Annotated in this window: 10 protein-coding genes; 6 read left to right on the plus strand and 4 right to left on the minus strand. The window is 70.1% G+C overall.

The window, feature by feature from the left end; all coding sequences use genetic code 11:
* The first annotated feature begins 103 nt into the window (after window positions 1–103).
* From EUS26_RS01950 to EUS26_RS01960, 3 genes are read left to right on the plus strand one after another with little or no spacing between them, the layout of a single operon-like run.
* Complete coding sequence (locus EUS26_RS01950; protein ID WP_130011473.1) at window positions 104–910, plus strand: sulfotransferase domain-containing protein; 807 nt, start codon at window positions 104–106, stop codon at window positions 908–910.
* Complete coding sequence (locus tag EUS26_RS01955; protein ID WP_130011474.1) at window positions 903–1823, plus strand: glycosyltransferase family 2 protein; 921 nt, start codon at window positions 903–905, stop codon at window positions 1821–1823. The genes EUS26_RS01950 and EUS26_RS01955 overlap by 8 nt, the downstream gene beginning before the upstream one ends.
* Window positions 1820–2752 (plus strand): glycosyltransferase, encoded by a 933-nt coding sequence (locus tag EUS26_RS01960; RefSeq protein WP_130011475.1) that lies wholly within the window; start codon window positions 1820–1822, stop codon window positions 2750–2752. Before EUS26_RS01955 ends, EUS26_RS01960 begins: the two co-directional genes overlap by 4 nt.
* On the opposite strand, the gene EUS26_RS01965 is transcribed toward EUS26_RS01960, so the two are convergent.
* From EUS26_RS01965 to EUS26_RS01975, 3 genes are all read right to left on the minus strand, one after another.
* On the minus strand, window positions 2753–8101 hold the full coding sequence (locus tag EUS26_RS01965; protein ID WP_130011476.1) for a PKD domain-containing protein: 5349 nt from the start codon (window positions 8099–8101) through the stop codon (window positions 2753–2755).
* A 266-nt stretch (window positions 8102–8367) separates the two neighbouring features.
* Window positions 8368–9168, minus strand: a complete 801-nt coding sequence (locus EUS26_RS01970; protein ID WP_165368466.1) for a LamG domain-containing protein — start codon at window positions 9166–9168, stop codon at window positions 8368–8370.
* A 73-nt stretch (window positions 9169–9241) separates the two neighbouring features.
* The gene (locus EUS26_RS01975) at window positions 9242–10483 is read right to left on the minus strand and encodes an ATP-grasp domain-containing protein (protein WP_130011478.1); all 1242 of its coding nucleotides are present in this window, start codon (window positions 10481–10483) and stop codon (window positions 9242–9244) included.
* A gap of 113 nt (window positions 10484–10596) precedes the next feature.
* On the opposite strand from EUS26_RS01975, the gene EUS26_RS01980 reads away from it, so the two are divergent.
* The 3 genes from EUS26_RS01980 to EUS26_RS01990 all read left to right on the plus strand — a co-directional run bounded on the left by EUS26_RS01980 (window position 10597) and on the right by EUS26_RS01990 (window position 12160).
* Complete coding sequence (locus EUS26_RS01980) at window positions 10597–10983, plus strand: ArsR/SmtB family transcription factor (protein WP_130011479.1); 387 nt, start codon at window positions 10597–10599, stop codon at window positions 10981–10983.
* Window positions 10980–11627 (plus strand): SRPBCC family protein, encoded by a 648-nt coding sequence (locus tag EUS26_RS01985; RefSeq protein WP_130011480.1) that lies wholly within the window; start codon window positions 10980–10982, stop codon window positions 11625–11627. Before EUS26_RS01980 ends, EUS26_RS01985 begins: the two co-directional genes overlap by 4 nt.
* Window positions 11628–11701: 74 nt before the next feature.
* Complete coding sequence (locus EUS26_RS01990) at window positions 11702–12160, plus strand: DUF3817 domain-containing protein (RefSeq protein WP_130011481.1); 459 nt, start codon at window positions 11702–11704, stop codon at window positions 12158–12160.
* A 30-nt stretch (window positions 12161–12190) separates the two neighbouring features.
* On the opposite strand, the gene EUS26_RS01995 is transcribed toward EUS26_RS01990, so the two are convergent.
* Complete coding sequence (locus EUS26_RS01995; protein ID WP_130011482.1) at window positions 12191–12934, minus strand: esterase family protein; 744 nt, start codon at window positions 12932–12934, stop codon at window positions 12191–12193.
* Window positions 12935–13093 lie beyond the last annotated feature (159 nt).

The following is a 13093-nucleotide window of genomic DNA, read 5'->3' on the forward strand; positions in this document are numbered from 1 at the left end:
CGTCGGCCGAAGCGGAAGTACTCTCATCGAGCGTGCTCTCGGAAGTGACCCTCGCTTCGTGGTCCTGGGAGAAGTCACACATCTGTGGAAGCGAAGTCTGCAGATGGATGAGTTGTGCGGTTGTGGGCAGCCGTTCTCGCAGTGCCCCTTCTGGGTCGAGGTCGGGCAGCGCGCCTTCGGAGGGTGGGACACCCTCGACGGGGCCGAGATCGTCGCCGCCCGAGCCCGGTTGGACCGGGTCAGCCGCACCCCACGCTTGCTCTACCGTCTGGGCGGCCGGGCCTACCGCCGTGACGTCCAGTGGTACGGCGCCCTCTACGCAGCGATCTACCGCGCTGCGGCGGAGGTGGCACAGGCCCAGGTCGTCGTCGACTCGAGCAAGCAGCCCTCCATCCCCTACGTGCTCGCCCACCAGAAGTCGCTCGACGTCCGGGTGCTGCACTGCGTCCGGGACAGCCGTGCCGTGGCCTACTCGTGGACCAAGACCGTGGACCGCCCCGAGGCGCAGGTTGAGTCCTTCGGCACGATGACGAGGTACTCACCGGCCAAGCTCTCGGGGGTGTGGCTCGTCCACAATCTCAGCTCGCTCGCCAGTCGGCTGACCGGACAGCCCGTCACCACCCTGCGCTATGAGGACTGGGTGCGCCAGCCACGTGCGGCGACCGCGCAGATCCTAGAAGTCTGCGGCCTGGACCCCGTCCCGGTGGACCGCATCACGGACTCCTCGGTCGACCTGGTCACCAACCACACCTGCAGCGGCAACCCGCTGCGCTTCCGCACCGGCGAGGTGGGCATCAGCCTGGACGAGCGCTGGCGGGAGAAGCTGCCCCGGGGCAGCAACAGGCTGGTGACGGCCATGACCCTGCCGCTGCTGCGGCTCTTCCACTACGTAGGCGGACGCCATGACTGACCTGCCCTCCGTCACCGTGACCATCCCGACGCACGACCGGCCCGAGCAGGTGCGCCTGGCGGTTGAGCGCGCGCGAGAGCAGGACTACGCCGGACCGGTCGACGTCATTGTGGTCTACGACAACGCCGAGCCCGACGTCTCGCTCCAGACCCCGCACGACGCGCACCGCCCCGTCCGGGTGCTCCGCAACGAGCGCACTCCCGGCCTGGCCGGAGCGCGGAACACCGCGACCCTGCACGCCACGGGAGACCTCGTCGCCTTCTGCGACGACGACGACTACTGGGACCCGGGCAAGCTGCGGCGTCAGGTGGAGGAGCTGGTCGCCGAACCATCGGCGGAGATGGTGACGTGCTCCATCGTGGTCGAGTACGACGGCCGTTCCACCCCGCGGCTGGCGGGTGTGGACCGGGTGACCCACCCGATGCTGGTGCGCTCCCGCATGGCCATGCTGCACTCCTCGACCTTCCTCTTCCGGCGGGCTGCGCTGCTTGGCGGGCTCGGTCTCATCGACGAGGACATCCCGGGCAGCCAGAACGAGGACTGGGACATCTTGCTGCGCGCGTCGGAACGCGCGCCGATCGTCCACGTGGACGAGCCGTTGGTCCACGTGGTGTGGGGCGCGACGTCCTTCTTCTCCCGTCGCTGGGACACCAAGATCTCCAGCTCGGAGTGGATGTTGCGTCGCCACCCGGCCATCGCCCAGGACGCCCGGGCGGCGTCGCGGCTCATGGGGCAGATTGCCTTCGCTCACGCCTGCGACGGCAACCGCAGACAGGCCGCGACGTGGGTGGCCCGGACGGCACGCAGCAACCCGGCAGAGCTCCGCTGGCCGCTCGCGGCGGCCGTGGCCGTGTGGCCACGTGCCGGGGGAACCGTCCTCAACCTGCTCCACCGGATAGGGCGTGGTGTGTGAGCTCGTCCGACCTCCTCGTCGCCTCCTCGGGCGGCCATCTGGATGAGCTGATCGAACTCACGCACCAGCTCGAGCCCGCGCCCGTCCAGCCGGTGTGGGTCACGACCCGCACCGTGCAGACGGAGAGCCTGCTCACCGGCCAGCGGGTGGAGTGGGTCTCCGCTGTGGGGTCGCGCCAGGGGTGGAAGGCGCTGAGGTCGCTGCCTCGGGCTCTTGGGCTCATCCGACGTCACCGACCCGACCGTGTCATCTCGACCGGTGCCGCCCTGGCCGTGCCCTACCTCCTGGCCGCACGAGCAGTCGGCGCGAGCGTCCACTACATCGAGAGCGCCACCCGCCTGCACGGACCGTCGCTGAGCGGCCGGATCCTCGAACGCGTCCCCGGGGTGAGGCTGCACCACCAGGGGTTCGTCGAACCTCGGCGCGGGTGGCGAAGCATCGGAGGGGTCTTCGACTCCTTCGCCCCCGGCCCGGAGCGGGAACCGGACCGTGCCGACGCCCTGCTCATGCTCGGGACCGAGCGCTTCCCGTTCGACCGCGCCCTAGCCCTCCTCGACGCCTCCCCGGACCTGTTGTGGGTGGCTCAGACGGGGCATACGCCCACCAAGTCCATCGACCCGCGCTGCCGACCGTGGCTCAGCCCCGACGAGCTGTCCGCGCTGGCCGCCCGGTCCGGGCTCATCGTCACCCACGCCGGTGTCGGGTCCATCCTGCTGGCGCTCCGCGCCGGGCATCACCCGGTGGTCGTGCCTCGCCTGCACCGGTGGGGCGAGCACGCCGACGACCACCAGCTGGAGCTGGCCGAAGACCTGGAGTTCCGCGGGCTCGTCAGCGTCCTGCGACCAGACCAGGAGCCCGGACCGGTCCTCGAGGCGGCCCGGCGTCGCAGCACCGTGCGGGTCCGGCCGCCGGCCCTCGACCTGGGGTGATCAGCCAGGCTGCTCGGTCAGGACGGCGTCGAGGTCGAAGCTGAGGTCGCGGGTGTTGCGGTAGTTCAGGTGCGTCTCCGCGGCCACCACGTTGGTCCCGTCGACCAGCAGGTCCACCGGCACCTCGATGACGAACGGGTCGGCCAGCGCCACGTCACGCCGCCGCGCGGACGGCGCATACGTGAAGTGGGTGACCTCACCCTCACGCATGTTCTGCCGACCCACCTCGACCCCGTTCACGTAGATCACCGCGCCGTCGTCGGCCACCGTGTCCAGCACCAACGACACCACCCGGTCAGCCCGCTCCACCTCGAACTCACGCACGAAGTACGCCGCCCGCGGCCGGTCCGTCGTCGGACCGTCCACGTCGATGTCCGTCGTCACCTCCGGGAACCCGAAGCCCAGCGGCGCCGCACCGGACTCCCACCCGGCCAGGTCACCACCGTCCTTCCACGCCGCCACCGGCGCGTCCGCACCGTAGTACCACGACCACGACGCGTCCCGCTCGATCACCGTCGACGTCACCGGCTCCACACTCTCGGACACCGTCACGTCCTCGGACACCGACACCTCGGCACCCTCGTCATCGGTCACCGTCAACGTCACCTCGTAGGTGCCGGCCGACGCATACGTGTGCGCCGCCGTCACCCCCTCACCGACACCACCGTCACCGAAGTCCCACACGTAGGACACGATCTCCCCGTCCTCGTCCACCGACGACGACGCATCCACCGACACCTCCAACAGGTCGGAGACGACCGCGAAGCCGGCGCTGGGGGGCTGGTTGGGGGTCGAGGCACCGGCACCCAGCGTGGTGAGCTCGGCGTCGAGGTCGAAGCTGAGGTCGCGGGTGTTGCGGTAGTTCAGGTGCGTCTCCGCGGCCACCACGTTGGTCCCGTCGACCAGCAGGTCCACCGGCACCTCGATGACGAACGGGTCGGCCAGCGCCACGTCACGCCGCCGCGCGGACGGCGCATACGTGAAGTGGGTGACCTCACCCTCACGCATGTTCTGCCGACCCACCTCGACCCCGTTCACGTAGATCACCGCGCCGTCGTCGGCCACCGTGTCCAGCACCAACGACACCACCCGGTCAGCCCGCTCCACCTCGAACTCACGCACGAAGTACGCCGCCCGCGGCCGGTCCGTCGTCGGACCGTCCACGTCGATGTCCGTCGTCACCTCCGGGAACCCGAAGCCCAGCGGCGCCGCACCGGACTCCCACCCGGCCAGGTCACCACCGTCCTTCCACGCCGCCACCGGCGCGTCCGCACCGTAGTACCACGACCACGACGCGTCCCGCTCGATCACCGTCGACGTCACCGGCTCCACACTCTCGGACACCGTCACGTCCTCGGACACCGACACCTCGGCACCCTCGTCATCGGTCACCGTCAACGTCACCTCGTAGGTGCCGGCCGACGCATACGTGTGCGCCGCCGTCACCCCCTCACCGACACCACCGTCACCGAAGTCCCACACGTAGGACACGATCTCCCCGTCCTCGTCCACCGACGACGACGCATCCACCGACACCTCCAACAGGTCGGTGTCCGCGGTGAAGGCCGCGGTCGGCTCGATGTTGGGCTGGACTGCCACGGTGACGTCCTGCGTGGTCGTCGCCTCGCCGCCCCGGTCGTCGGTCACGGTGAGCGTCACCTCGTAGGTGCCGGCCTGGGCGTAGGTGTGCGTCGTCGTGACGCCTTCACCGGTCTCGCCGTCACCGAAGTCCCACGCGTAGCCGACGATCTCGCCGTCCTCGTCCGCGCTGGCGGACGCGTCCAGCGACACCGCCAGGTCGTCGGTCGAGGTCGTGAACTGTGCCGTCGGGTCGACGTTGGGCGGACCCTGCACGCTCACGCTCTGCGTGCTCGTCGCCTCGCCGCCGCGGTCGTCGGTCACGGTGAGCGTCACCTCGTAGGTGCCGTCCTCCGCGTAGGTGTGCGTCGTCGTGACGCCCTCACCGGTCTCGCCGTCACCGTAGTCCCACGCGTAGCCGACGATCTCGCCGTCCTCGTCCGCGCTGGCGGACGCGTCCAGCGACACCGCCAGGTCGTCGGTCGAGGCCGTGAACTCGGCGGTCGGGGCCGCATTCTGCGCCGTGCCCGCAGCGTAGTGCGCAGCCACCCTCGCCGCCGACAGCGGGGTCGAGTAGACGGCGGCCTCGTCGAGCGAACCCTGGAGGTAGCCGCTGCTGGCGCCCGACCAGACGCGGTCACCGCCGATGCGCCAGTAACCGGTGTAGGCCTGGGCGTCCGTCTGCGGGTGGGTCCCGACGAGCTCGCCGTCGACGTAGAGCGCCATGCCGGCCGGCCCCTGGACACCGACCACGTGGTGCCACTGGCCGTCGTTGTAGGCGTCGGTGCTGGTGATGGTGTTCTCCGCACCGGTCCAGACCCCGAAGGTCAGGGTGCCGTTGTTGCGCATGTAGATGTGCCGGTCGTAACTGCTCGACAGGCCGGACGCAGCGTTGCCGAAGCCGATGAGCTTGCCTCCGCGGGTGCTCGTGGTGGAGAACCAGGTCTCGACGGAGAACTCCCCCGGGTCGTTGACCGCGGTGTCGGGGCTGCCGACGACCACGCCGTCGGAGCCGTTGAAGGAGGCTGCCCGCCCGGAGTTGTCGACGAGGGCACCGGCCTGGTCCTTGGTGACCCCGCCCTGGTAGACACCTGCGCGGTCAGACTGGCTGGAGTCCTGGGCGAAGGTGCCGCTGGTCTCGTCGAGCCGCCAGTAGAGGTCCGGCTCGTCGGCCATGACCGCCGCTCCGTAGAAGTCGGTCGGTAGCGGGACGCTGACCTCCACGTCCTGCGTGACCGTCGCGAAGCTGCCCTGGTCGTCCCGCACCCGGAGGGACACCTGGTAGGTGCCGGTGCGGTCGTAGGTGTGCTCGACCGTCGCGCCGGTGCTCGACGTCCCGTCGCCGAGGTTCCACGTGTAGGAGACGATCTGGCCGTCGTCGCTGGACGAGGAGCCGTCCAGGCTGACGGTCAGCCCGTCGGTCTGCGCCTCGATCCGCGGGACCGGTGCCGGGTTGCCGTCACCGGTCTCCAGGACCGTCGAGCTGGCGGACACGTTGCCCGCGGCGTCAGCAGCACGGACGAAGAAGCGGTTGGCTCCGCCCTTGGGCACGGTGAGCGACGTGCCGCCGGTCGTGGCCACGGCGCGGTCGTCCCGGAGCACCTGGTATGCCGAGGTGCCGGAGACGCCGGACCAGGCCAGGGTCACGGTGCTGGAGGTCTGGCTCACGATGCGGAACGAGCCGGGCGTGGCCGGCGCCGTGGTGTCACGGGGGGCCCAGCGGGCGAACCCACCGAGCCACCGGGACCCCGAGGTGGTGAGACCACTCACGACGTCACCGCCGCCCCAGACCGTGCCGTCGTCGGCGATCTCGATGGCCCAGATCGCCGACCCCAGCCGGGTGCGGAACTCGGGCGTGAACTCGGGGACGTAGTCGCCGGTGGAGGAGTCCCACTGCCCGATCCAGCCGATGGTGTCCGCCTGGTTCCACGAAGAGCCGACGTTGGACCACGTGTACGCGTCCTGGTAGACCCAGTTGTTGCAGTGACAGCCGGCGAACAGCTGGTCGCCCCGGATGTCGATGGCCTGGAAGTCGCCACCTCGCTTGGTGATGCTGCCCCCCAGCCGCTCGTAGGTGCTGGTGGAGAAGTCGAAGAGCGAGTGCTCGGAACCACCCACCCAGACACGGTCGCCGTGCTGGCGGATCGCGCGCTGGTAGTTCTTGTTCGCGTTGCTCCACGTGGGGTTCCAGACCACCGGGTCCAAGGCACCCGTGTCGCTCATCACCGCTGCCGCGCGGAACGCCGTCGACTGTCCGGACTGGCTAAAGAATCCGGAGAAGTAGGCCCGCTCCCCGTCCTCGCTCGCGGAGACGTCGAGGACGGTGCCGTTGAACTCGGGGTTCCACGAGTTCGGGGTGCCGTTGTTGGCCGCGACGCGACCGGCGTTCCGGGCGAAGACGCGATTCCCGCCGTCTGCGCTGCTGAGGTGGGTGAAGCTGCCGCCGAGGTAGACGTACCCGTCAGCGCCGACGTCGACCGCCTCCACCCGGACGTTACCCGGGGATAGTCCATTCTCCAGACGCACTCCCCAGCTCGTCGACGACGCGCCGGTCGAGGGGTTCAGCGCGACCAGACCCTGGGCGGGTTGGCCATTGGCCGAGGTGAAGTCGCCGCCGACGAGGAGCTGGCCGTTGGGCAGGGCCGCCAGGGTACGCACCTGCTCGTTGAGCACGGGGGCGAAGCCCGGGATGAACTGCCCGGTGGTGGCGTTGAACGCCGCCAGGAACGGCCGCTCGACGCGGCCGGCGCCGTTGGCGTCCTGCTGCGCCCAGCGGAAGTTGCCGCCGACATACATGACATTGCCGATCTGCTCGAACGCCTGCACCTCGACGTTGCCCTCGGTGCCGGTGCTACCGGCGAGGCCCGCGACCCCCCACGGGTTGACGAGGGCCGTTGAGGACGCGGAGGGCGAGCGTTCGATCGTGGCCGTGCCGCTGTCGCCGATGGGGGCGAAGGGGGCTTCGAGGGTGGTCAGGCGCGGCCGGATGTAGATCTCGGCGTAGGGCAGAGCGTTGCCGGCCCCGTCGGCGCTCGACCAGAGGTAGGTCGCGTCGTTGTTCTGGCCCGCCACCTGAGAGCCGTAGGCAAAGCCCCAGTTGTAGCTCTGGGCGGCAAGAATGGCTCCAGTGACGTAGTTCAGCCCCGAGCCACTCCCGAACCCCAGGGTCTGACCACCCGTGCCGGCGACACCACCGACGTTCCACCGGGACAGCCGGTGCTCGGCGCCCATGCTCCAGACCCAGCGGTCACGGTTGGCGAACTGGAAGCGCACCTCCTGCCACGTGCTGCCGTCGCTGCTCGAGGCGCGACGGACCCGGATGTCGTCCTGCATCTGGTCGACCCGACCGTCGATGAGCTTGTCGATCGTCTCGGAGCCCAGCTGCACGCCCCGGGTGAGGGGCGGCTGCGTCTGACGGAGCTCGGACACGTCCCCCTTGCCGTCGTAGGACGTGGTCCACTGCTGACGCCCGCTGCCGACCCGGACCCAGCCACCGCCGTCGGTGGTCATGTCGCACCAGAACTGCTCGGGCGCGGTCATCTCCGGGGTCAGCAGCCAGTAGGAGCCGTCCGGCGAGTCAGGGTTGAGCTGCTTGATCTCCCAGCAGGAGACCGCCGCGGTCTCCGACGTCAGCCCCGAGTAGCGGGACGGGTCGAGGTCGTCCTCCGCCGCCCGTGCCGGTGCCGCGGGCACGAGGCCCCCCATGACCAGCGCCATGGCGAGGACGCCGGTCAGCCAGCTAAAAACACGTGTGCTCTGGACCCTAGTCATGCTCAGGGTTCTCCCTCTCCGCCCTGTGAGCGGCCTGCGGTCACACCACTTCCCTCAGCTACTCGCGGGTCGGACCCCCGGCAACCGGCCTGCTGGCATGCCTGAATGTTCGGTAAAAAGAGAGTAAAGCCATGATCCGTGGTAGAGCAAGGCCTCAGCCACCCCAATTCCTCGCGTCCCCTGACAGGGGCGGCCGCGATCTACCGGGCCAGGACACACGACAGCCACTCCGGCCACCAGGGTGGCGGGAGTGGCTGCAGCGCGGCTCAGGACCTGATGTCGAGGAACGGGCCGCTGATGACCCCGTTGAACTGGTCGGTGGCCGACCGGATGACCGAGCCGTCCGCAGCGAGCTTGCCGCCCACCGAGAGCGGGGTCTGCGTCTTGGGCCAGCGCAGGGTGCCGATGGACCCGGAGGCCCGGTTCGTCGTGACCCGGTCACCACCCGTCAGGTGCTCGGTGACGCGCAGGCTGACCGTGGACCCGTCTCGTGAGCACACCGCGGAGTACCACCGGTGCCAGTAGACCGGGACCGTCGACCGCACGGTCACCGCCCCGCCGTCACCCTCGATGCGGCAGGCGACGCGTCCGCCGTCGACCTCGATCTTGTACTGCGCCGGGTCAGAGGCGAGGCCCCGCTGGATGAGGTTGTCGCCGTTGTCCGTCCTCGTGCCCGAGGACCACTGGTCCTTGGTGAACGACGCCCCGAAGCTGAAGTCCCTCGACCCCGGTGCGAGCGGGTCGCCCGAGGATGCGCGGTGCTTCACCCGGAGGACGGCACGCGGCGCGTACCACCCGGACGCGGGGGCCGGCAGGTCCACAGCCGCTTGACCCCAGCGGTCACGGGAGACGGTGGCTGACGCACCGTAGACCGAGACGACGTCGGTCGTGACGGGGAGCCCACCGGTGTTGACCAGGGAGGTGAGCCGCGCGCCGTCGCTCGGGTAGCCGGAGGGTTGCAGCGCCACCTCGGACCCCGAGGGCGCCTCCACGGCGGCGACTCCGGTAGCCGTGCTGACCAGGGCGAGGATCGCGGCGGACACGGAAAGGGTACGACGAGCCTTCACGTTGGCTCCTCTCATCGTCGGGACGCGCAGCACAGTAGAGCACGAGGCGTCCCCACGCATGGTCGAACCGCCGTCACCCTCGCTGGTCGGTCACCCACATCCCGGTCAGGCCACGGAAGTGGGAGATGAACTTCTCGTGCTCGTGCGTCGGGTAGTGGCCGCGGACCGTGTCCACCAGGAGCCGGTCGAAGTCCTCCGAGGCCACCCACTCCAGCACCCGCTCCGGCAGGTGCGGCAGGTGCTTGTCGCACCACTCCCAGTAGTGGTCGGTCTCGAACTCGGCGTCGGCCAGCTCGCGGTAGGCCTGCATCTTCTCGACGTAGGTGCGGTCCGGGTCGTCCCCGATCGCGAAGTAGTCCCGGGGGTTGCGGACACCGATCGCCGACTTGCGCCCGGTGATCAGGCAGTAGGCCGACCACCGGACCAGCGCGGTGATGGCCCAGGGGAAGTAGTAGTGCAGCGAGGTGATGGCCACGTCCGGGCAGGCGTTGGCGTAGTCGATGGGGTAGACCTCGTCGCCGGCGACGAGCATCTCCGCGGAGTTGAACTCCCACCCGAAGAAGGCGTTGACGACCTTGCTCACCGTCTCGGCCTCCCACCCGGCCTGCGGCGAGAGGAAGTCGTGGGTGACGGCATACCGGTTGTGCATCGGCTCGTCGGGGCGGAAGTCCATGACCATGGTCTCCGGGCCGATGGTCAGCGCCCGGGCGAACTTGTCGTAGTCGACCGTCGCCTGCAGGTGCATGAGCATGTTGCCGGACTCGTCGTAGGCCTGGTGCAGGCCCTCGACGTCCTTGACCTTGGAGACGCCGCGCCAGCCGCCGCCGTCGAAGGGCTTCATGAAGAGCGGGTAGCCGATGTCGGCGGCGATGGTCTCCAGGTCGAACGGGTCGTTGTACTTCGCCGAGGTGTAGGCCCAGCGCACGTTGTCGACCGGGTTCTTGTAGGGCACCAGCACGGTCTTGGGGATCTTCATCCCGAGCCGCAGCATGGCGACGTAGGCGCTGTGCTTCTCCATCGACTGGAAGGTGAAGGGGCTGTTGAGCAGGTAGGTGTCGTTCATCAGCGCGGCCTTCTTCAGCCACTCACGGGGGTGGTAGTACCAGTAGGCGAGCCGGTCGATGACCAGGCCGTGGCGCACCGGGTCGGTGAGGTCGAACGGGTGGATGCGGACCCGTTCGCTGCTGATCGCGTGGGTCGCACCGCCCGCCTCCACGGGCCCCACCAGCGACATGACGGACTCGAAGGCCCTGGGCCAATCCTCCTCAGCGCCGAGGAGCAGACCGATCAGGTGGGAGTGCACGTCGTTGGCCATGGGCGGAACGTTAGCGCCTCCGCGCCCCGGCGTCAGGGTGCCGGGGCGGCCGAGTCGGGCAGCAGATCATTTAAGTGTTGACTTATACGTGAGCGTACTGCCACGCTGTCTTCATGACCGCACTCGACGTCCTGGGCGACCCCGTGCGCCGCAGGCTGCTGGAGCACCTGGCTCTCGCCGGCGAGCTCTCCGCCGGCGGTCTGGTCACCCTGGTGCAGGAGGACTTCGCGGTCAGCCAGCCGGCCGTCTCCCAGCACCTGCGCGTCCTGCGCGAGAGCGGGGTCGTCAGCGCGCGCGCCGAGGGGCGCCGACGCGTCTACCGGCTGGAGGCCGCGCCCCTGGCCGAGGCGGAGCGCTGGCTCGCCGAGCTGCGCGGCTTCTGGTCGCAGCGGCTCGACGCACTGGAGACCGAGGTGGTCCGCGGGCGCCTGTCGCGCCGCGCGGACGACCGCACGGACGAGGCGGACACCGCCGATCACACGACACGGAGGATGGCATGAAGGACCTGCTGCAAGAGCTGCGACTGGTGGACCGGTCGGTGGGCGAGGGCACGGTCCCCGCGGGGCCGGCGCAGGTGGTGACCCTCTCCCGCCGCTATGCCGCGACGCCGGCCGAGCTGTGGGACGCGCTCACCCAGCCCGAGCGCCTGGCGCGATGGTTCCTCCCCGTCGAGGGTGAGCTGGTCCTGGGGGGCCGGTATGCCTTCACCGGCAACGCCGGAGGTGTCATCCGGGAGTGCGAGCCGCGCCGCCGCCTGCTGGTGACCTGGGAGATGGGCCCCACGGGTCCCGAGGACGCCTCGCTCGTCGAGGTCCTGCTGGACGACGCCGGTGACGGGTCCGCGGGCACCGTGCTCACCCTCACCCACCGTGCGCAGACCCCGCCCGAGATGTGGGACCAGTTCGGCCCCGGCGCCGTCGGCGTCGGCTGGGACGGCGCGCTGCTCGGGCTGTCGCTCCACCTGGCGGGAGGCCCGCTGCCCACGACCGAGGACCTGGACCGGGATCCGGCCGTCCGTGAGTTCAACGCCGCAGCCGCGCAGGCGTGGGGCGAGGCCCAGCTCGCGGCCGGCACCGACCCCGAGGTGGTCGAGGCCAACGTCGCCGCGACGACCGGCTTCTACGTGCCGCGGCAGGACGACTGAGAGGCCGGCATACCCCTCCCCGGTCGAGCTGGGGTCCTCATCGAGTCGTGCCGACGGTGTCGGAGAATGGGTCGATGACCACCCTCGGACCCGGTCGGATCCTCCGTGCTCTCGCCGACGCCGAGGCGGTGACCTGGTCGCTCCTGCTCGTCGGCATGGCGTTGAAGTACCTCACGCGGACCACCGACCTCGGGGTCAGCATCGCCGGGCCGGTCCACGGGTTCGTCTTCCTCGCCTACTGCCTGGTCGTCGTCGTGGTCGCCGTCGACCAGCGCTGGACCGCCAGGACCGTGGTCATGGGGCTCTTCAGCGCGGTGCCGCCCTTCGTGACCATCCCCTTCGAGCAGTCCGTGCGGCGGCGGGGCCTGGCCGGCCAGGAGTGGCGGCTGCGTGGGCCAGGTGCAGCGCGGACGCTTCCCGAGCGCGCCCTGCACGCGGTGCTCCGCCGACCGCTGCTGTGGGGCCTGGTGGCCCTGCTCGCGGTGACGGTGGTCTTCCTGGTGCTGCTGGCCCTCGGGCCACCCGTGGGTTGACCCGGCGACGGCGGCCGGCGTCGGGTCGCCTCAGCAGAAGCGCGGCAGGTGATGGGCCAGCTGCTTGCGCCACCAGGGCCAGTCGTGGGCGCTGTCGTGGCCCCAGAGGTCGAACTCGTGCCGGATGCCCTTGTCCGCGAGGATGCCGGCCATCCGGTGAGCGCCCGGCAGGGACTGGGTGGGGTGCACCTCGAAGGCCCCCTGACCGACGACGATGAGGATGTTGGCGTGCTCGCGCACCCACTGCAGGTGCTCGCCCTCCATCCCCGCGACGTAGGCCGTCGGGTTGTTGAAGTAGGTCGCCTCCCCCAGCTCGCCCCACCCGTGCCAGGAGCTGGGGTCGAAGTTGCCGGACAGACTGATGCCCACGCCGAAGACGTCGGGCCGCTTGAGCGCGAAGTTCACGGCGTGGAAGCCGCCCATGCTGGCACCGACCGTGATGATGCTCTCGTGGCCGGGCGAGTCCCGGTCGATGAGCGGCACCACCGTCTCCAGGACCCAGTGCTCGTAGGCCCCGTGCCGTCGCGCCCGCTCCTCGGTCGGCAGGCTGTTGTCGCTCCAGGTGAGGTGGTCGAAGGAGTCGACGCAGTACACCTTGATGCGCCCGTCCTCCAGCAGGTCCGCGACCGCCTCGATCATGCCGTTGTTCTCGAAGTCCCAGGCCCGGCCGGCCTCCGACGGGAAGACCAGCACCGGCCTGCCGAAGTGGCCGTACCGGACGATCGTGCCACGTCCGACACCCTCGGTGTCGAGTTCGACCTGCTCGCGATCCATGGCACTCCTTCGTCACCGGTCGGGACCTGACCCGACGTGGGGGAAAGCCTGCCACACGTCCTCCCTCCCGCACCGGCGACTGCCCGGCCGGCAGTTCCGACGTCGGCCCGGATATCCGTCTGGAGGATGACGCGCGCCACCCGTCGTCCCGGCCAGACT

This window comes from Serinicoccus sediminis (genome assembly GCF_004153545.1).
GTDB lineage: Bacteria > Actinomycetota > Actinomycetes > Actinomycetales > Dermatophilaceae > Ornithinicoccus > Ornithinicoccus sediminis_A.

Bases quoted from the DNA above. Each gene is read 5' to 3' on its own strand.
- EUS26_RS01975 (WP_130011478.1), bottom strand. From the start codon at position 10,483: ATGGCCAACGACGTGCACTCCCACCTGATCGGTCTGCTCCTCGGCGCT.
- EUS26_RS01950 (WP_130011473.1), top strand. From the start codon at position 104: ATGGATGAGTTGTGCGGTTGTGGGCAGCCGTTCTCGCAGTGCCCCTTC.
- EUS26_RS01990 (WP_130011481.1), top strand. From the start codon at position 11,702: ATGACCACCCTCGGACCCGGTCGGATCCTCCGTGCTCTCGCCGACGCC.
- EUS26_RS01995 (WP_130011482.1), bottom strand. From the start codon at position 12,934: ATGGATCGCGAGCAGGTCGAACTCGACACCGAGGGTGTCGGACGTGGC.
- EUS26_RS01985 (WP_130011480.1), top strand. From the start codon at position 10,980: ATGAAGGACCTGCTGCAAGAGCTGCGACTGGTGGACCGGTCGGTGGGC.
- EUS26_RS01980 (WP_130011479.1), top strand. From the start codon at position 10,597: ATGACCGCACTCGACGTCCTGGGCGACCCCGTGCGCCGCAGGCTGCTG.
- EUS26_RS01965 (WP_130011476.1), bottom strand. From the start codon at position 8,101: ATGACTAGGGTCCAGAGCACACGTGTTTTTAGCTGGCTGACCGGCGTC.
- EUS26_RS01955 (WP_130011474.1), top strand. From the start codon at position 903: ATGACTGACCTGCCCTCCGTCACCGTGACCATCCCGACGCACGACCGG.